Consider the following 19,873-nt stretch of genomic DNA (forward strand, 5'->3'; position numbering starts at 1 on the left):
AAACTTCCAATACAAAAGCCTGTCACCTTTCTGCGGGAAGATCCATAATTTCATCTAATAGTCGGACACGTAAACCCGTCTTCCCTTGATTTCGCAAAGACACTTCATCTTGGGTCTTTGACAAGGTGATGATATGCCCCCGAAAGTTGATCTTAAAGGAATAACTGTGCCAATTGGCAGGAATATTGGGGTCGAAGCACAACATGCCATCTTTCACGCGCATACCCCCAAACCCTTCGACGATACTCATCCAAGTACCAGCCATAGAGGTAATATGCAAGCCCTCTTCCACTTCTTTATTATAATCGTCCAGATCGAGTCTAGAGGTACGCAAATAAAAGGCATAGGCCTGTTCAACCTTATCCAATCGGGAAGCCAAGATGCTGTGCACGCAAGGGGAAAGGGAAGACTCATGTACCGTAAAGGGCTCATAAAACTCAAAATGTTTTTTATGGTCCTCCCAGGAGAAATGTTCCTCAAAAAAATAGAATCCTTGTAATACATCGGCCTGTTTGATATAGGGTGAACGCAAAATTCGGTCCCAACTCCATTTTTGATTAATGGGCCGCTGCGATGGATCCAAGTCGGAAACAGGTATAAGTTCCTTATCTAGAAAACCATCTTGCTGCAAATACACCCCATGGGTTTCCGAGGCTGGGAAGTAGATGTTTTGTGCTATTTCTTCCCATTGGCCCGGTTCATGTTCTTCCAGCTTGGTTTTCTTTACAATCCGCTCATAATCCTCGCTATACTTTTTCGATACCAACTGCAGTTGTTCCTTGGCATATAGCAGACACCATTGTGCCAAATAATTGGTATACCAGTTGTTATTTACATTGTTCTCATATTCGTTGGGACCCGTTACCCCCAACATCACATATTGGCTCCTCGGTTCTGAAAAGGAGACTCGTTGTGCCCAAAAACGGGCAATGCCCACCAGAACCTCCAAACCCATTTCAGGGATATAGGTCAGGTCGTTGGTATATCGTGTGTAATTATAAATAGCGAAGGCAATGGCTCCGTTCCTATGTATTTCCTCAAAGGTGATTTCCCATTCGTTATGGCATTCCTCGCCATTCATGGTTACCATGGGATAGAGGGCCGCCCCCCCATCGAACCCTAACTTTTCGGCGTTTTCAAGCGCTTTCGGGAGCTGCTTGAATCGGTATTCTAACAGATTCCGGGCCACTTCTTGGTTTTTGGTGGCCATATAAAAGGGAATACAGTAGGCCTCGGTATCCCAATAAGTACTTCCTCCATATTTTTCGCCGGTAAAGCCCTTGGGACCAATATTCAACTTTGGATCATTACCCAAATAAGTCTGGTTTAGCTGAAAAATATTGAAGCGAATACCTTGTTGCGCCTTAAGATCGCCCACGATCTCGATATCGGCCGTATCCCAAATCGATTGCCAGGCCAAGACTTGTTGCACTAAAAGCGTATCAAAACCCATCTCCAAGGCTGTATCCAAAATTTGGTTGGCTGTTGGTATCAGATTTTCTTTGGCATAACGCCGATCGGACACATACCCGCCGAACTTATATAGCTTTAGGGTCTCGTTTTTTTCCATATCGAGCTCATACGCATGCCCTAAGCGTTCCCCTGCCAATACGGTTTCAGGGGCGGAAGATATCCAGTTGCCTTCATGACAGAGTCTGTTAGCCATAAAACTACACACATGAAACTCGGTTTTTAGGGTATACGCCTTAAGGAAAGCCCGTTCACCTTGACTTTCCATAGCCGTTTGGTTCCAAAACTTGTCGTCCCAATTACTGTCTTCGTTGGTTATACCGCCATCGAGATAGGGTTCCAATCGAATTTTATGCGCCCCATCTAAAACCTGGATGGTATAGGAAATGGCCCCGAGTTCTTCCAATTTCAAACTTAGAAAACGTTTCACCGAAACCGAAAGCTGGGCTCCATTGGACATAGTGGCCTTGAATGAACGTTGGTACCAACCCTCACGCATATTCAATTCGCGCCGGAAGTCGGTTACTTGGGTACAGCTATTTAAATCGAACGGTTCCCCGTCAACCCAAATATCTATCCCTATCCAATTGGGGGCATTCAATACTTTGGCGAAATATTCGGGATAGCCGTTTTTCCACCAACCCACTTTGGTCTTATCGGGATAATATACCCCTGCTATATAACTTCCTTGAAAACTTGGCCCTGTATAGGTTTCCTCAAAATTGGCCCGTTGCCCCATGGCCCCGTTCCCTAGGCTGAACAAACTTTCCGACGATTTGACCCGGGCCGCATCAAAACCTTCCTCTATAATAGACCAGGCATTGGGTTTAATATAATCTTGATTCATTTTTCTAGGCTTCCATTAATCCTTTTAAAAAAACTTGGGGCATTTCGTTAAAATCGCGAAAGACGGTATGGGCATGGCCCAAATCTTCCTTTTTACCAATCCCAACCGAATACATACCTCCGCTATTGGCCGCGGTAACACCTGCCTTCGCATCTTCGAAAACCACGCAATGCTCGGCCGGAACCCCTAAATGTTGGGCTGCGGTCAAAAACACCTCGGGATCAGGCTTTGGGGCTGTTACATCATTTCCGTCCACTATGGCATCAAAGAGGGGGCTCAGCTTCATTTTATCTAATATCAAACGGGCATTTTTACTGGCCGAGCCCAATGCAATCTTGGCCCCGGCCCCTTTTAGGAACAACAAAGTCTCTTGTACTTTGGGCAACACATCGCCCGGCCCCATTTGGGCGATATGTGCCAAATAATCGGTATTCTTTTGTTCCATTAAGGTCTTGAAAGTATCTTCATCTATTTGGGTTTGCCCCCATTCGAGTATCAATCGCAAGGATCGTTCGCGGCTCACACCCTTTAAGTTCTCGTTCTGTGCCAGGCTCAGATCAAAACCCAGACTTTGGGCCGTTTTTCGCCAAGCCAAATAATGGTACTTGGCCGTATCTACGATTACCCCATCCAAATCAAAAATAAATCCGCTATATCCCATATATCAATCTTGTTGCACTACTTCATCTACATCATTCACCTTACCGACCAACAAAGCGGCCAATAGAAAACTAAACCCACTCAACATTAGGGCGAAAATGGCTTGGTCGCCATACACATATTTTACCAAAGCCCCCCCTATCAAGGCATTGATAATTTGGGGGATTACTATAAAAAAATTAAAAATGCCCATATATACCCCCATTTTACGCGGGTTTATACTTCCTCCCAAAATGGCATAGGGCATGGCCAGAATACTGGCCCAGGCGACCCCAACCCCGACCATGGAAAGTATCAACCAGTTTTTATCGGGCATAATATAGATGGATAAAAGGCCTAGCCCTCCGATTATCAAAGACAGAGCATGCGTACGTTTCCGTCCTATTTTTTTAGCTATGGTCGGCAGTGCAAAGGCATACAGGGCCGATACCAGATTGTACACCCCGAACAATATGCCGACCCAATCGCCTGCCTCTTGAAAGCCAGTACTACTAGTATCTTCTTTTGGCAAACCATAAATATGTTGGGCAATGGCCGGTGTCGAATACACCCACATACCAAAAAGTCCGAACCATGAAAAAAACTGTACCCAGCTCAATTGACGCATGGTCTGGGGCATTTTTTTAAAGTCTTCGAAGATATCCCATAGCCTGGCCTCTTTAACAGACTCGTTTTCCGTTTCTTTTCCTGAAAAAGCATCCAATTCTTGTGGGGTATACTCCTTGGTACTATAGACCGTCCAAAGGATAGTACCAACCAAAAAAGCGGCACCAATTATAAACGACCAAACGAGGTGTTGGGGAACACTTCCCGCTTCACTGACATTCTCAACACCGAAAAAATCATGTAGAATAATAGGCAACCAAGAGCCAAGAACCGCCCCTATCCCAATCAAAACCGTTTGAATTCCATATCCAACAGTTCGCTGGTCGGAGCGCAGGTTATCGGCTACCAAAGCACGAAAAGGTTCCATGGCAATATTAAAAGAAGCATCCATGATCATAAGCATGCCCGCCCCAACCCATAGCGCCGGTAAGAAGGCTATAAACATGTCGGCCTGCGGCAAAAGCACCAATCCAATAGAAGCTAAAAAGGCCCCGAGCATAAAGAAGGGTTTTCGCCGGCCCAGTTTGGTCCAGGTCTTATCGGAATAGTGCCCTACTATGGGCTGAACGATCAAACCGGTCAATGGTGCGATTAGCCAAAACCAGCCTAAATGATGTACATCGGCACCAAAACCCTGCAAAATTCTACTGGCATTGGCATTCTGAAGGGCAAAGCCCATTTGAATCCCCAGAAAGCCGAAACTCATGTTCCAGATCTCCCAAAATCCCATTCGACGTTTTTCCATGGCAAATTCGTATTAACATTTCTTTTCGCTAACGATCAGCCCAATAAGAAATGGATTATAAATACGATAAGTGCAGTGACTTATCAAAACATATGTTCAGGTGAGAAGTAAGAACAAACGCTTTGACCAGTCCAAAGATATGGATTTTAATCAAATAGGTTTTAATGTAGACCCTATCAGGTGACTTTTATGGCAACGGCCGTAGATTCCCTTTTAACCAAATCGGCCTGGATAACTTGAGTGGTAAAGGCCAAATCGGAATCAGACTCCAAGCGATCGATAAGCATTTGCGCCGCGGTCTGGCCCATATCGTAGCCATGCTGCACCACTGTGGTTAGACTTGGAGAGAATTGTTGCGAGAGAATACCGTCGGTAAAACCAACTACGGCCACATCTTTAGGTACACGCAACCCCTTTTTTTGCGCTGCCTTAATAGCCGATACCGCAAAAAGTTCATTAACCCCAAAGACCCCGTCAAATTCAATTTTCGACAGAAATTCCTGGATTTCGGACACACAAGTATCCATATCCTCTATCTTCAGGATCAGCTGATCATCAACTTCAATACCAACATTTTTTAAAGCATTCATATACCCACGGGTTCGCTCACAACCCACACTAACATAGTCAACGGTGGTAACCAGTGCCACGCGTTTACACCCCCGATCCAATAAATGGGTTACCGCCTTTTTGGCCGCTAGGGCATCGTCGATTACCACTTTATCGCACATGACCTCATCGGTAATACGGTCAAACAAGGTCACAGGCATACCTTGGTCCATGACCTCCTGTAAATGCCTATAATCTTTCTTTCGCAAGGTGCCCTTGGATAACGAAAGTATAAAGCCATCGATACGACCATTGGCCAACATCTCCATATTATTCACCTCTTGCTCAAAAGATTCGTTAGACAGGCAAACCACAACATTATAACCCTGGGCATTGGCCACTTTTTCTACGCCACTGACCAGGGTGGTGAAAAAATGATGCACGATCTCAGGTACGACTACCGCAATATTCTTGGTGCGCCTATTCTGTAAACTAATGGCTATTGTATTGGGCTTATAGTTATATAGTTTGGCAAAGGCCTTTACCTTGTCTCGGGTATCTTGGCTAATCTCCTTACTATCTCTAAGGGCTTTTGAAGCCGTTGAAACCGAAATATCGAGCTCCTTGGCTATTTGTTTTAAGGTCACCCTTTTTTTCATGAAGTACGTTTTGAGGATACGGAAAGGTAGTCCATTTACCCAAAACAACCCCATAAAAACAAAAAGTTCTCCACACGAAAACGCTTTCGTTGTTTATTTCCCACAAAACCAAGGCCATAATTAAATATATTGCCATAGAGAAGTAGGAACATTCCTTTTACCGAAACAACCAACTGCACCCAAACGTTAGTTTCAAAAGTTTTTAGACCAACGAAAAATACATTCGCAACTTTCACTTTCGAATAAAATCACTATATTTCCATAATTATTGCATTTTTCGCAATAATACAAGCCAACCAATTTAGTTCTTAAAATCTTCAGAGCTATTTTTATCAATCCGGCAAACCAAAAAGTTATCAACACGAAACCGTTTTAGTTGATTGTTTCGGATGAATTGCAAACCCATTAACGTTTTTTTTACATAAGTTTAACCGTTGTAACTCAAATTAACTACACTTTAAATTAACTTTTTATGAAGATTACGCTACTGAAAAGTTTTTTGATGGTCGGCGCATTTTTATGTTTCGGCCTGATAAAAGCGCAAACGGTATCCGGTACCGTTTCCGATGCCAACGGCCCATTACCGGGGGCCAGTGTCCTGGTCAAGGGGACCACTACCGGTACCCAAACCGATTTTGATGGAAATTATACCTTGGAAGGCGTCTCAAGCGACGCAACTTTGGTGTTTAGCTATGTAGGTTTTAAAAGCCAAGAGATTGCCGTTGCCGGTCAATCGACCATTAACGTAACCCTGGAAGAAGATGCCGAAACTTTAGATGAAGTGGTAATTATCGGTTATGGTACCACCACGGTAAAAGATGCCACCGGGGCAGTAGCAGCCGTAACCTCTGAAGATTTTAACGGCGGGTTAATCTCTACCCCCGAACAACTGATCCAAGGTAAGACCGCCGGTGTTCAAATCGGACAGGCCAGTGGTGAACCTGGTGCCGGAGTTAGCATTCGTATTAGGGGATCCAACTCTATCCGTTCTAACAACAATCCTTTATTCGTAGTAGATGGAGTGCCTTTAACTGGTGAATCTACCACACCCGGCGGAGGTGATGTAATCAATGGCCCCAATACGGCCCGAAACCCCTTAAGTTTCTTAAACCCAAGTGACATTGAGAGCATGAGTATCTTAAAAGATGCTTCGGCCACGGCCATATACGGTTCTCGTGGTGCTAACGGGGTTGTTATCGTAACAACCAAAAGCGGTAAATCTGGCCGTGGTGGTGTTTGGGAATTCGATTCCAGTTTAAGTATTGCGAGCCCTGCGAATGAATATGACTTGTTCGATGGACCTACCTTTATTCAAAGAACGGCTGATCTCCGTAGTCCTGAAATTGCTGCTGCCAGTAATTTTGGCAATAATACGGACTGGCAAGATTATATTACCCGTACTACAACTTCACAAACACAAAACTTATCCTATTCGAACAACTATGGTAAGGGAAATGTACGAGGTACTTTCTCATACGGAAAACAGTTTGGGGTAATCCAAAAATCGTCCCAAGAACGTATTACCGGTCGCATTAATGCCGCACATCGCTTTTTGGACGACAAGTTAAGACTCAATTTACAAGCATCCATTTCACGTATTAATGATGAAGCACCACCAGTAAGTGCCGAATCGGGTTCAAGTGGCAACTTGATTGGTGCCGCTTATTCCGCCAACCCAACTTGGCCTTCTAACCCTGGATTCTTTTTAGAAGGAAACCAAATTAACCCTGCCAACTACTTGGCAAACTTCCAAGCGGAAACCCATACAAACAGGGAGTTGATCAATTTCTCTACCGAATATGATTTTACTCCTGAACTTACGGGTAAGGTAAATTTAGGGTATGACCATTCCGATGCCGAGGCCATCACTGCCGTTTCCGGTAACATTAACAACTTTAATAGGGTTTCGGGCAATGGACAATCGGCTTATAATACTTTAGAAGCCACCAGTAAACTTTTGGAGGCCACTTTGAACTATAAAAAACAATTCGACAATTCCAGTATAGACGCTATCGTAGGTTATACCTTTCAAGATTTCAGAAGGGAAGGTATCAATTCCCAAGGTTGGGGTTCCCCAACTACCGATTTGAACCGTATGGGTGAGCTATTGGAAGAAACCATTCGTGGTGCCCAAGGTGCCATAGATGGTTCTTACCAGCAATTTGGCTACGACAGCGGATCTACTTTCGTCAACCGATTGTTCCCTATTGACAATACGGGCACTATAGATAACAATTTCAAAAGAGGTTATGATGCTGCCTGGGGCGACACCTTCGACAATACGGACGAACTGCAATCATTCTTTGCCAGGGTAAATTACGACCTGAGCAACAAGTATCTCTTTACCGCTACGATTAGGGCCGATGGATCCTCTAGGTTTGGTGAAAATAACCAATACGGATACTTCCCTTCGGCTGCATTTGCTTGGAAAATGCACGAAGAAGATTTTATGGGCGATGCCTTTTCCACCTTTAAACTTAGGGTAGGTGCCGGTATCACAGGTAACCAAGAAGGTTTAGGATACGCACAATACCTCAAACGTCAACGTTATGCCCAACCCGGTATTACAGACAGCGGCACCATTGCCCGACCCGGTTTGGAAACCGTTGCCGTACAGAACCCGGACTTAAAATGGGAATCGACCCTAGATTTGAACTTCGGTATCGATTTTGGGGTAAATGCAGACCGATTAAGTGGTTCTGTGGATTTGTATAGAAAAGAGACCAGTGACCTATTGTTCCGTCAGGCCGCAGCAGCACCTGCAGCCGACCCTTTTGTTTTCAAAAACTTGGAAGACGGCGTCGTAATCAACCAAGGGGTTGAACTTTCGTTGAACTACGATTTTATACAACAAGAAGATGTTACCTTCAGCGCTGCTTTCAACATTGCCTATAATGATAACAAAGTAGAAGGTTTGAACGGAACTACCGCAGATTTCGGTGCCCTTCGCGGCCCAGGTCTTTCCGATGCCTTTGCCCAACGTTTAGGTGAAGGTATATCGTTGTTCTCTTTCTATATGGCAGAATATGCCGAAGATGCCAGCGGTAATCCGGATTTTGATCCCAGTGACAAAAAATTCGTAGGGGAAGACGCCTTACCCGATGTAACGTCAGGTCTATCGCTGAACCTTCGCGTTAAAAACTGGGATGCCTCGGCCTATTTTAATGGTCAGTTCGGATTCTCGGTATATAACAATACGGCAAATGCTTTCTTGAACTTGCCCACCTTCAATACCACAAGAAATGCCACCGATGAGGCTTTGAACAACAAATCGCAAGAAGTTTCAACCTTGTATTTGGAAAAAGGTGATTTTGTAAGATTACAGAATGCCTCCATAGGGTATAATGTTCCTTTAAGCGGCGAAGGCGCCCTTAAATCCCTTCGTATTTCAGCAACAGGACAAAACCTTTTCTTAATAACCGATTATAGCGGTTTGGATCCTGAAGTAAACTCTTCTACAGGTGATCTAGGAAGCGGCATACCAAGTGCTGGGATCGACTACACCTCATTCCCAAGACCTAGGGTATTCACACTTGGATTAAATGCCAGATTTTAATTAAAAAAAAATGACGATGAAATTCATAAACAAACATATAAAGCTTCTTGCTACATCTTGCCTTGGGGTATTGTTGGTGGTTTCCTGTACCGATCTTGAGGTTGAACAGACAGACTCCATACTTTCACCTAATTTTGAAGGCCTTAGCGCCGAAGAAGCATCAAGTACCCTTGATGGGGCATACAACTCTTTACGTGGTTATATTGGCTCACAGGGCGATTTATTTGCCTTAAGCGAGGTAACCGCCGATGCCTTATTGATTCCAACCCGAGGATCGGATTGGGGCGATAATGGTCTATGGCGTGAACTACACCAACACGCCTGGAAAACAGATCACCAGTTTATTGGAAATGTTTGGAACAATTGGAACCAATTGCAACTTACCGCAAGTGAAATATTGGACGAACGTTCACAATCATCAGCTGCAGACAGGGCGCAAGCCTCCTTTTTAAGAGGTCTTGCCGTATTCGTAATCTTAGATAATTTCGGACAGGTACCTTTCCGTGACACGGCAGCACCACCCTTAGAGGATCCTGCCGTACTTACCGGACAGGCCGCCGTAGACTTCATTATTGCCGATTTAAATGCGGCCATTTCCGGTCTTCCAAGCGATGGTGCCGGTAGCGACAATAGTAGGGCCACGCAATCTGCCGCTCGTTATCTATTGGCCAAGGTAATGTTGAACAAACATATTTACTTAGGTAATGGTTCTGCCGATAATGCCGACATGGCTCAGGTAATCTCTTTGGTTGAAGCTATCGAATCCGATGGTTACGAATTGGTAGAAGGATACTTCGACATTTTTAAGAGTGATGCCGACAACGAAACCATTTGGTACGTACCCACTTCCGTTGGTAACCGTATCTTCAACACCTTACATTACAACTCTACCAATCTTGGCGGAGGGGGCTGGAACGGATTTAGTACCCTAGCCGAATATTACGATCTTTTCGAAGGGGACCCCAATAGTAACCCTGAAGGTGGTGACCAAGAAGAACGCCGAGGCTATGTGCCTACTGCCGGTATTCCAATTGCAGATGCACCTCCTGGTTCAAAAGACGATGACCCTGCCGATGGCTTTGCCGATGGCTCCAATGTGGGTTACGGTTTCTTGATCGGACAACAATATGCTTTGGACGGCAGTGCCTTGACCGATAGGAACGGACAACCCCTGGCCTTTGAAAGGGACTTTGTAAACGCAGCCAATGGTTCGGCTAGTTTAACCGATAATAACGAGGTTACCGGAATTAGGGTCATCAAATACAACCCAACATTTGGTGCCTTTGCCGAACATGAGATTTTCTTCAGATATTCAGATGCCTATTTGATGAAAGCCGAGGCCATGATGCGTTCTGGACAAGATGTGACCGCTATGATCAATGTTTTACGTGAGTTAAGAAAAGCCACTCCTTTGGCATCGGTATCTGAACAAGATCTATTGGACGAAAGAGCCCGTGAATTGTATGCCGAATTCTGGAGAAGAAATGACTTGATCCGTTTTGGTCAGTATACACGTGATTGGGATTTTAAAAACGCTGACGCTGTAAATAATGCAGACAGACAGCTGTTCCCGATTCCGGCCAGTCAAGTAATCTTGAATCCAAACTTGGTTCAGAACCCGGGTTACTAAACCTTTGTTATAGACTTAAAAAACAAAGGCTACTTCGGTGGCCTTTGTTCTTTTTGGTTTTTATTCCATGTCCTAGGGCAAAGGGCGCTTATCATAGCCCAACCCTTTTGACGGTTTTCCTCACGGTACCACAAAACCAACTTACCAACGTAACGCCTAATCCGGAATTCCTTTTAATTTTTTCCGAATTATCGCCAAGATTATTATTTTCATTACCGCTTGATTTTTACAGCGGTTAACCCAATTCTTTAGTCGCTGATTAGGTAAGCTATGAACAGACACTTTATGAAAATCTTCAATAAATCCCTGCTAGGCCTTTGCGCCATTATATTGATTGCCTTCTCATGCAAGGAACAATCGGAAATGGCAGCATCGGCACCAAAAACAACGCCACTATTCAGTCTTTTATCTTCTGAACAAACCGGAATAGACTTTGTAAACGCGATTGAAAACCAAAAGCAATTCAACATTTTCAAATACCGGAATTTTTATAACGGTGGGGGCGTAGCCATAGGCGACATTAATAACGACGGTCTGGCCGATGTTTACCTCACCGGAAACATGGAAACGAACAAACTCTACCTGAACAAAGGCAATATGCAGTTCGAAGATATTACCGAAAAGGCCGGAGTGGGTGGCAATAAACCCTGGTCTACCGGTGTGGCCATGGCCGATGTAAATGGCGACGGACTTTTAGATATCTATGTAAGTAATGCCGGAAATATGGAAGGCGATAACCACGATAATGACCTCTATATTAATAATGGTGATTTAAGTTTTACCGAAAAAGCCGCGGAATACAATTTGGCTAAAACCGGCTTTTCTACCCACGCCTCTTTCTTCGATTATGATTTAGATGGGGATCTCGACGCCTATATCCTCAACAACAGTAATATTCCCGTAAGTAGTTTGGGCTATGCCGAACAACGCGATACCCGTGCGCAGGATTGGGAAAACGTACCCAAGATTTTTAGGGGTGTCGGTGATATGCTTTTACGCAATGACGATGGCAAATTCGTAGACGTTAGTGAAGATGCCGGAATTTACGGAAGCCTGATTGGATTCGGACTCGGGGTATTGGTAAGCGACATCAATGGCGATCTTTACCCCGATATATATGTGTCCAACGATTTTTATGAAAGGGATTATCTCTATATCAATAACCAAGATGGCACCTTTACCGAAGATATCAAAAATTGGACTTCCCACCTATGCCTTTCGGCAATGGGGGTAGATATGGCCGATATAAACAACGATGGCCATACCGATATCTTTATTACCGATATGCTCCCAGATGGAGACGAGAGGGTAAAATCGGTTATGGAGTTCGATGGTTATAACGTTTTCAAACTCAAGCAGAGTAAAGATTTTTACCAACAATACATTCAAAACACCCTTCAGTTAAACAATGGCAACCAGTCTTTTTCTGAGGTAGCCTATTTTAGTGGGGTATCGGCCACCGATTGGAGTTGGGCCGGACTCATGTTCGATATGGACAACGATGGGTATCGCGATATTTATGTGACCAATGGTATAAATCATGACCTTACCGATCTCGATTTTGTGGATTTTTTCGCTAATGAGATTATTCAAAAAATGGCGCTTACCGGTAAAAAACAAGCCATAGACTCTATTATAGATAAAATGCCCGTGGCTCCGCAACCCAACTATGCTTTTAAGAACAATGGCGATATAACCTTTACCAACTTGGCTCAGGAATGGGGTTTGGGCGACCCAAGTAAATCCAATGGTGCTGCTTATGGCGATTTAGACAACGATGGCGACCTAGATTTGGTGGTCAACAATGTAAATATGCCCGTTTTTGTCTACGAAAACCATACCGATGTCCAAACGGACAACCACTTTTTAAAAATCAAACTTTCGGGTGAAGGGAAAAACCCCTTTGCCATTGGTAGTACCGTAAAGCTATATACCCAAGGTCAAATCTTAATGCAAGAACAAGTGCCTTCCCGAGGATTTCAATCGTCTATGGATTATGTAATGACCATAGGCTTGGGCAAATTTACTACTGTTGATTCACTTCGTGTGGTTTGGCCCAATGGTACCACCGAACTCATGACCAACATTGCCGCAGACCAAACCCTTAGTCTAGCGCAGATAAATGCGAAAAAGGAATCCATTCCTACACTTGTAAAAAAATCCCCAACCCTGCTCAAAGAAGTTACAAACCCAGCGTTGGCAACCCATAAAGAAAACCATTACAACGATTTTGACTATGAGGGCCTCATTTCAAAAAAGCTCTCTCAAGAAGGCCCAGCCATGACCACGGCAGATGTGGATGGAGACGGTCATGAAGACGTATTTATTGGAGGTGCAAAAAACCAAAGGGCACAACTCTATTTGCATAGCGGCCAAGGAAAATTGATACCTAAAGCAAATGAAATATTCGACAAGGATAAAGATTTTGAAGATACGGCAGCAGCTTTTTTAGATGCCGATTCCGATGGTGATTTAGACTTAGTTGTTGGTAGTGGTGGTAACGAAGTGGGACAGGAACAAAACTATATTTTGCGACTATATCTAAATGATGGCAAAGGCAACTTTACCACTAGCGATCAACGCTTGCCCAGTACCTTTAAAAATATTTCGGTAATAGCCCCCTACGATTTCGATGGCGATGGTGATACCGATGTGTTTGTGGGATCTAGAAGTGTCGTAGGCACCTATGGCATAGACCCTGACCATCTATTGTTGGAAAATCAAGGCAACGGAAGTTTTAACGATATCACCGAAAAAGCGGCGTTCCCAACTAAAAAGGCCGGTATGGTTACAGATGCCATTTGGGCCGATATGGATGGCGATGGCAAGCAAGACCTTATAACCGTCTCGGAATGGGGCACCCCTAAAATATTTCGCAATAATGGCAGGCGCTTGGGTAAATTCAGTTCTAGCCTAGACAGTTTAAACGGTTGGTGGCATACCCTTGAGGCAGCGGACCTTGACAATGACGGCGACCTTGATCTGGTATTGGGCAACCAAGGGAACAACATACCCTATAAACCCGCCCAAGGCAAACCTATGAAAATGTGGGTCAACGATTTCGACGATAACGGGACCATAGAGCAAATCGTAACCCAACATAAAAACGGCCAAGATTATCCACTTCATCAAAAAAGCGAATTGACGGCACAGATCGTCTCTTTAAAAAAGCAAAACCTAAAAGCATCCGACTACGCCAAAAGAAGTATCGATGGCCTGTTCGAGGCCTCCATATTAGAGAATGCCATAGTAAAGGCTGTAGAAACGCCTTTCTCGGTAATTGCTATTAACGATGGCCAGGGTCATTTCCGGATACAAAAGCTGCCCACTAGGGTACAGTTGTCCTGTGTTTGTGATATTAGCTGTCGCGATATTAACCAAGATGGCCTTTTAGATATCATCTTAGGCGGCAACAATTTTGAATTCAAACCCCAATATTCCAGACTCGATGCCAATTACGGCAGTGTACTCTTAGGCAAAGGCAATATGGAGTTCGAGTGGCAAGATTACAACCGTAGTGGTTTCTTTATTCGAGATGAAATGAAGCATCTAGAATCGTTTAGTGACAAACAGGGCAACGTATTCTTAATTGCGGCCATTAACGATAATAAACCAAGGGTATATGGCTTGGCGAATTAGGGCACTTATCTCGGGCTTGGCCTTTATCGGCCTTTCTTCCTGCGGCCCCGAAGAGGGATCACTTTTCGAATCCCGATCTGCAAAATCTTCGGGTATTTCATTTGAAAACACCCAGACCCCAACGGAAGATCTTAACATACTGGATTACCTTTATTTTTACAATGGTGGGGGTGTCGCCTTAGGCGATATCAACAACGACGGTTTGGTAGATGTTTTCCTTAGTGGAAACCAAACCCCTAATGCCTTATACCTAAACCAAGGCAATCTACAATTTGAGGATATTTCGCAAACCGCTGGCGTGCAAGGCCAAAGTAGTTGGAACACAGGAGCCACTATGGCCGATGTTAACGGCGACGGGCTTTTGGATATCTATGTTTGTGCCGTAGTCGGGTTAAACGGTTTTGACGGCCATAACGAACTTTATGTAAACCAAGGAAACGGCAAATTCACTGAAGAATCGGCCAACTATGGTCTGGACTTTGACACCTACGCCTCTTCTTCGGTCTTTTTTGATTACGATGGCGATGGCGATTTGGACCTATACCTACTCAACCATGCGGTACATACCCAAGAATCGTACGGGAAAGCATCGTTGCGCATGCAACGCAATTATGAGACCGGCGATCGTTTGTTGCGCAACGAAAACGGGCATTTTGAAGATGTAAGCGAAGCAGCCGGAATTTTCGGTGGGGTAAACGGTTATGGCTTGGGTATTTCGGTGGCCGACTTTAACCAAGACGGATGGCCGGATATTTATATAGGCAACGATTTTCATGAAGACGACTATTATTACCTCAACCAAGGGAACGGTAGCTTCCAGGAAGCCTTAAGGGAAAATTTTGGGCATACCACCCGCTTCTCCATGGGAAGCGACGCAGCCGATATTAACCATGATGGTTTGGTAGACCTGATTTCATTGGATATGTTACCGTACAATGAGAAAGTACTTAAATCTTCGGATGGGGATGACAATGTACAGACCCAAAAAATGCGTATCGAACATTTTGGCTACCACTATCAGTTTACGCGAAATATGTTACACCCCAACCAAGGCAAACACGGTTTTTCCGAAACGGCCCTAATGAGTGGGGTAGCCGCTACCGACTGGAGCTGGAGTGCCCTCTTTAGTGATTTTGACCAAGACGGAAACGAGGACCTGTATATTTCCAACGGTATTCCCAAGCGCCCCAACGACCTCGATTTTATTCGATTCGTTAGCAGTGACCAAATCAAGAAAAAAATCAACAACACCAAATTGGTCGATCAAAAAGCACTGGAAATGATGCCTTCTGGCCTTGCCATTAACCAGTTTTTTCAAGGTGACGGAAAACTGCATTTTAACGAAAGAACCGATTGGGTAGGCCGCGACAGTACCGTATCAGGGGCTACGGCCTATGGTGATTTGGATAACGATGGCGACTTAGATTTGGTAATTAATAACCTAAACGCCCCGCCATCCATATTGATCAACAAAACCGATGCACAGGGGCATTATCTAAAAATAAGTCCGCGATTCAAGGGAAAAAACCCTTTTGGTTTAGGTACCAAAGCTTACGCCTTCCATAAGGACAAAATGTGGTATAAAGAACTTTACCCGAACCGAGGTTTTCAAGCCTCGTCGGAACCTATACTGCATTTCGGACTAGGCGCTATTGAACAATTGGATTCGGTTCGGATTATTTGGCCAAACCATAGCTATCAAACCCTTACCGCTGTAAAAACCAACCATCACTTAACCATAAGTCCGGAAGATACCCAACCGTGGAACTATGCTTCTACCGAGAGCAAAAACCTCCTCTTTACCCAAGTAAACGATCAGCTCGGACTAAACTTTGAGCATGAAGAAGATAATTACACCGATTTTAACAGGCAAAAATTGATTCCGTATCAAATCTCGGATCGTGGTCCGGCCGTGGCCCTGGGCGACCTAAACCATGATGGACTGACCGATATATACTTTGGCGGATCTAAACGTAAACGTTCGCAAACCTTTCTGCAGACCGAATCTGGCTTTATACGTTCCGACTTTACGAACTTGGCCCAAGATTCCATTAAAGAAGATGTTGCCGCCCATATTGCCGATTTTAATGGCGATGGTAAACAGGATATACTAATAGGTTCTGGTGGCGGCGATTATTACAAACAAATGAAACCTCTTACCGATTCTTATTTCGTTTCCGAGAAGTCTGGTTTTGCGCTTTCCGACCTACCGGAATCCTTTCAAAATGCAAGCGTAATCGCCCCGTTCGATTTTGATGCCGATGGCGATTTGGATGTTTTTATCGGAAACCAGGCCGTTACCAATGACTTTGGCCGAATGCCTTCTTGTCAATTGCTAAGAAACGATAACGGGCATTTTGAGGAGATTCCGTTACCGGAAACCAATCAAATAGGCATGGTCACCGATGCGGTCTGGAGTGATTTTGATGCCGACGGAACCGAAGATTTGATTATAGTGGGGGAATGGATGGCCCCGCTTTTTTTCAAAAACAAGGGCGGTATTCTTGAAAAAGTAAACCCCCTAAGCGATAACCCAATTGGTCTATGGCAAAGTTTGGTCCCATTTGATATGGACCAAGACGGGGATACTGACTACATTCTTGGGAATTGGGGATTGAATTCTAAATTCACTGCCTCTGAAAAGTATCCGTTACGCATGTACTATGCCGATTTTGACGATAACGGACAAACCGAGACCATCGTAGCTACGGCAAAAGATAATAACTATTATCCGCTCTTATCCTTCGACGAGCTTTCATCCCAATTGGTTTCCCTAAAAAAGGAATACACCTCCTATAAAAGTTTTGGGGGCACCTCAATGGAAGCCCTCCTGAAAAAAATCGCTCCGGCATCCAAACCCCAAGTATTTGAAGTCTCGGAACTCCGTTCCGGCTATCTTAAAAACGAGAATGGACGATTTGAATTCGTAGCCTTTGACGACCCTATTCAAATCGCTCCGATTATGGATTTTTGCATTTACGACTTTGACCATGACGGTACCTTAGAAGTACTGGCTGCCGGCAACTATTTTGGGGTTACCCCTTTACACGGCCGATTGGATGGATTTAGCGGGGCCCTTATTGAACCCGATGGCCATATTAGGGAAACCCATAATTTAGGACTCGATTTAAAGAACCTTTCCGTAAGGCATTTGAACCTACTTGCCTTTAACGAAAAACAATTTTTATTGGTTACCTTGAACAATGCCAAGGCCCAAATCTATCAATTGAAATAGACCATGCGAATGAACACTATTAAATCTTATGGAATGTTGTTGGCAGTGCTGTTGCTAGGTATCTCATGTGATTCGCCTAAAAAACAAATCGACATTAGTCCGGAAGACCTGCATAACTCTGTAGACCGGGTTACCGAGATCATGATCCACGATATTTTCTCTCCTCCGGTGGCCAGCCGTATTTTTGCCTACCCCAATATCGGGGCCTATGAAGTAATGGCTTTGGCAAATCAAGACTACCAGAGTTTGGTCGGTCAGGTTACCGATCTTACCCCAATTCCGGTACCCACAGACACTACGGGGCTAAATTATCCTTTGGCGGCACTTATCACCCATATCGACTTAAGCAGGCGTTTGATTTTTTCGGAAGAAATGCTCACCAGCTACCGCGATAGCCTGTATGCCGTCTGGGAAACCCAAAACCCGACCTCCTTTATGACCTCCAAAACCTACGGGCTTACCGTTGCCGACCATATCGCGGCTTGGATGGACAAGGACAACTACAAGCAAACGCGTACCATGCCCAAATTTTCGGTAAATACCGATGACCCCTCGCGTTGGCAACCAACCCCCCCAGCCTATATGGACGGTATTGAGCCTTCTTGGAACAAGATCAGACCCTTTTTAATTGATTCTGCTGCCCAATTCAAACCCATTCCACCCCCACCCTTCTCCATGGAACCAGGAACCGATTTCTATAAAGAGGTTAAGGAAGTGTATGATATCAGTCTGGAGATAACCGAAAAAGGGGACGATTCCGAAGAAATAAAGATTGCGCAGTTTTGGGACTGTAACCCCTATGTCTCGGTAACCCGGGGACATTTAATGTTCGCCACCAAAAAAATCACGCCCGGAGCCCATTGGATCGGTATTACGAAAATTGCCAGTCGCAAATCGGGTTATGGTTTTAACGAAACCCTATTCGCCTATACTAAAACATCTATGGCCATTGCCGATGCCTTTATAAGCTGTTGGGACGAGAAATACCGCTCTAACCTGATTCGACCCGAAACTTTGATCAACCAATACTTCGATGATCAGTGGGAACCCGTTCTACAGACACCACCATTTCCGGAATATACTTCAGGACATTCGGTAGTCTCAGGGGCGGCCGGACTTACCCTGACCAGTATTTTTGGCGATGATTTCGCATTTGACGACGACACCGAAGAACCCTATGGGTTGGGTACCCGAAGCTTTCAATCTTTTAACGCCGCCGCCGATGAGGCGGCCATTAGTCGCATGTATGGTGGTATTCACTATCGTGCAGCCGTAGAAGTCGGGGTAGACCAAGGGAGAAACTTAGGTCAGTTCGTAATCGACAAGCTAAAAATGCGTAAGTAAGTATGGGTAAAAAACTAAAATGGGGCTTGGTTCTGTTAATTCCGATAGGGTTGCTTTATTACTTATTCTGGCACCCCTTCGATTACCAGGTCGGTTTTACCACCCAAACCACTACGGGAACCCTTAACCAAACCATTAAACTATGGAACCAAACCCAGAAAAACGGAAAAATCATTGCCCAAAAAGGTTTAAATGAACTTACCCAAGAGATTCAAGTCGGCGATTCTATCCATAGGTACCACTGGCAGATCCAACGAAAAACCGATACTACCCTTTATGTCCGGGTACGTGTAACAGACACTGAGAATTCCATTTCGAACCGACTGGCCCTCCCTTTCGGAAAAACCGATTTTAAAACGGGGGTAATCCAAAAAGTAACCGATTTCAATACGGCCCTAAATGAACATTTGGACAAGATTGATGTGCGTGTAAATGGACCAGCGGAAATTGAGTCTATGTTCTGCGCCTATATTCCTTTGGAAGGCAAACAATTATCGAAAGCCCGGGAAATGATGCAGTACTATCCCTTGCTCTCTAATTTCGTAATAGAAAACGGACTGGAGACCAGTGGTATACCCTTTGTAGAAGTCAGCCATTGGGATCCACTTACCGAAGATATCAAATACAATTTCTGTTACCCGATTTCCCCTACAGTGGCCTTACCCCAACATCCCACCATTAAATACAAACGCATTCATGCCAAAAAGGCCCTAAAAGCTACCTACCATGGCAATTATATTACTTCGGATCGTGCCTGGTATGCCCTATTGGAATATGCAGAAAAGCAGGGCCTAGAAATAGCTAAGCAACCTATCGAGTATTTTTTCAATAATCCCAATATCGATATAGACGAAAAAAAATGGAAGGCTGAGATTTTTATGCCTTTGAAGTAAGGAGCTTGTTTCTACTTGATATACAGGGAATTTACCGAGT

At 44.4% G+C, this 19,873-nt stretch carries 10 protein-coding genes; 6 read left to right on the forward strand and 4 right to left on the reverse strand.

Going from position 1 to position 19,873, the window contains the following annotated elements:
- Window positions 1–22: 22 nt before the first annotated feature.
- From B7P33_RS08090 to B7P33_RS08105, 4 genes are all read right to left on the reverse strand, one after another.
- Window positions 23–2,317: a family 65 glycosyl hydrolase domain-containing protein gene (locus B7P33_RS08090; RefSeq protein ID WP_097441475.1), complete on the reverse strand. Its 2,295-nt coding sequence runs from the start codon at window positions 2,315–2,317 to the stop codon at window positions 23–25.
- 4 nt (window positions 2,318–2,321) lie between these two features.
- Window positions 2,322–2,978: a beta-phosphoglucomutase gene (pgmB, locus tag B7P33_RS08095; RefSeq protein ID WP_097441476.1), complete on the reverse strand. Its 657-nt coding sequence runs from the start codon at window positions 2,976–2,978 to the stop codon at window positions 2,322–2,324.
- A gap of 3 nt (window positions 2,979–2,981) precedes the next feature.
- Window positions 2,982–4,328: an MFS transporter gene (locus tag B7P33_RS08100; RefSeq protein ID WP_097441477.1), complete on the reverse strand. Its 1,347-nt coding sequence runs from the start codon at window positions 4,326–4,328 to the stop codon at window positions 2,982–2,984.
- A 176-nt stretch (window positions 4,329–4,504) separates the two neighbouring features.
- A complete protein-coding gene (locus B7P33_RS08105; protein WP_097442276.1) occupies window positions 4,505–5,536 on the reverse strand; it encodes a LacI family DNA-binding transcriptional regulator in 1,032 nt (343 codons plus the stop codon).
- 472 nt (window positions 5,537–6,008) lie between these two features.
- Between B7P33_RS08105 and B7P33_RS08115 the strand changes: the two genes are divergently transcribed.
- The 6 genes from B7P33_RS08115 to B7P33_RS08140 all read left to right on the forward strand — a co-directional run bounded on the left by B7P33_RS08115 (window position 6,009) and on the right by B7P33_RS08140 (window position 19,833).
- Window positions 6,009–9,092 carry a SusC/RagA family TonB-linked outer membrane protein gene (locus B7P33_RS08115; protein ID WP_097441479.1) on the forward strand — a complete coding sequence of 1,028 codons (3,084 nt, stop codon included), beginning with the start codon at window positions 6,009–6,011 and terminating at the stop codon, window positions 9,090–9,092.
- A 16-nt stretch (window positions 9,093–9,108) separates the two neighbouring features.
- Complete coding sequence (locus B7P33_RS08120) at window positions 9,109–10,722, forward strand: RagB/SusD family nutrient uptake outer membrane protein (protein WP_097441480.1); 1,614 nt, start codon at window positions 9,109–9,111, stop codon at window positions 10,720–10,722.
- Window positions 10,723–11,007: 285 nt separating this feature from the next.
- Window positions 11,008–14,361 carry a VCBS repeat-containing protein gene (locus B7P33_RS08125; protein ID WP_097441481.1) on the forward strand — a complete coding sequence of 1,118 codons (3,354 nt, stop codon included), beginning with the start codon at window positions 11,008–11,010 and terminating at the stop codon, window positions 14,359–14,361.
- Window positions 14,345–17,596, forward strand: coding sequence for a VCBS repeat-containing protein (locus tag B7P33_RS08130; protein WP_097441482.1), 3,252 nt, complete (start codon window positions 14,345–14,347; stop codon window positions 17,594–17,596). The genes B7P33_RS08125 and B7P33_RS08130 overlap by 17 nt, the downstream gene beginning before the upstream one ends.
- Before the next feature lie 3 nt (window positions 17,597–17,599).
- Window positions 17,600–18,940, forward strand: coding sequence for a vanadium-dependent haloperoxidase (locus B7P33_RS08135; protein ID WP_394341522.1), 1,341 nt, complete (start codon window positions 17,600–17,602; stop codon window positions 18,938–18,940).
- A gap of 2 nt (window positions 18,941–18,942) precedes the next feature.
- Entirely contained in the window at window positions 18,943–19,833 is an 891-nt protein-coding gene (locus B7P33_RS08140; protein ID WP_097441484.1) for a GyrI-like domain-containing protein, read from the forward strand.
- Window positions 19,834–19,873 lie beyond the last annotated feature (40 nt).

The organism is Sediminicola luteus, from assembly GCF_002514735.1.
In the GTDB taxonomy this organism is placed as follows: Bacteria; Bacteroidota; Bacteroidia; order Flavobacteriales; family Flavobacteriaceae; genus HQA918.

What these genes read in the sequence shown, in the direction of transcription:
- B7P33_RS08100 (WP_097441477.1), bottom strand. Translation starts at nt 4,328, where the DNA reads ATGGAAAAACGTCGAATGGGATTTTGGGAGATCTGGAACATGAGTTTC.
- B7P33_RS08105 (WP_097442276.1), bottom strand. Translation starts at nt 5,536, where the DNA reads ATGAAAAAAAGGGTGACCTTAAAACAAATAGCCAAGGAGCTCGATATT.
- B7P33_RS08135 (WP_394341522.1), top strand. Translation starts at nt 17,600, where the DNA reads ATGCGAATGAACACTATTAAATCTTATGGAATGTTGTTGGCAGTGCTG.
- B7P33_RS08140 (WP_097441484.1), top strand. Translation starts at nt 18,943, where the DNA reads ATGGGTAAAAAACTAAAATGGGGCTTGGTTCTGTTAATTCCGATAGGG.
- B7P33_RS08120 (WP_097441480.1), top strand. Translation starts at nt 9,109, where the DNA reads ATGAAATTCATAAACAAACATATAAAGCTTCTTGCTACATCTTGCCTT.
- B7P33_RS08125 (WP_097441481.1), top strand. Translation starts at nt 11,008, where the DNA reads ATGAAAATCTTCAATAAATCCCTGCTAGGCCTTTGCGCCATTATATTG.
- B7P33_RS08115 (WP_097441479.1), top strand. Translation starts at nt 6,009, where the DNA reads ATGAAGATTACGCTACTGAAAAGTTTTTTGATGGTCGGCGCATTTTTA.
- pgmB (WP_097441476.1), bottom strand. Translation starts at nt 2,978, where the DNA reads ATGGGATATAGCGGATTTATTTTTGATTTGGATGGGGTAATCGTAGAT.
- B7P33_RS08090 (WP_097441475.1), bottom strand. Translation starts at nt 2,317, where the DNA reads ATGAATCAAGATTATATTAAACCCAATGCCTGGTCTATTATAGAGGAA.
- B7P33_RS08130 (WP_097441482.1), top strand. Translation starts at nt 14,345, where the DNA reads ATGGCTTGGCGAATTAGGGCACTTATCTCGGGCTTGGCCTTTATCGGC.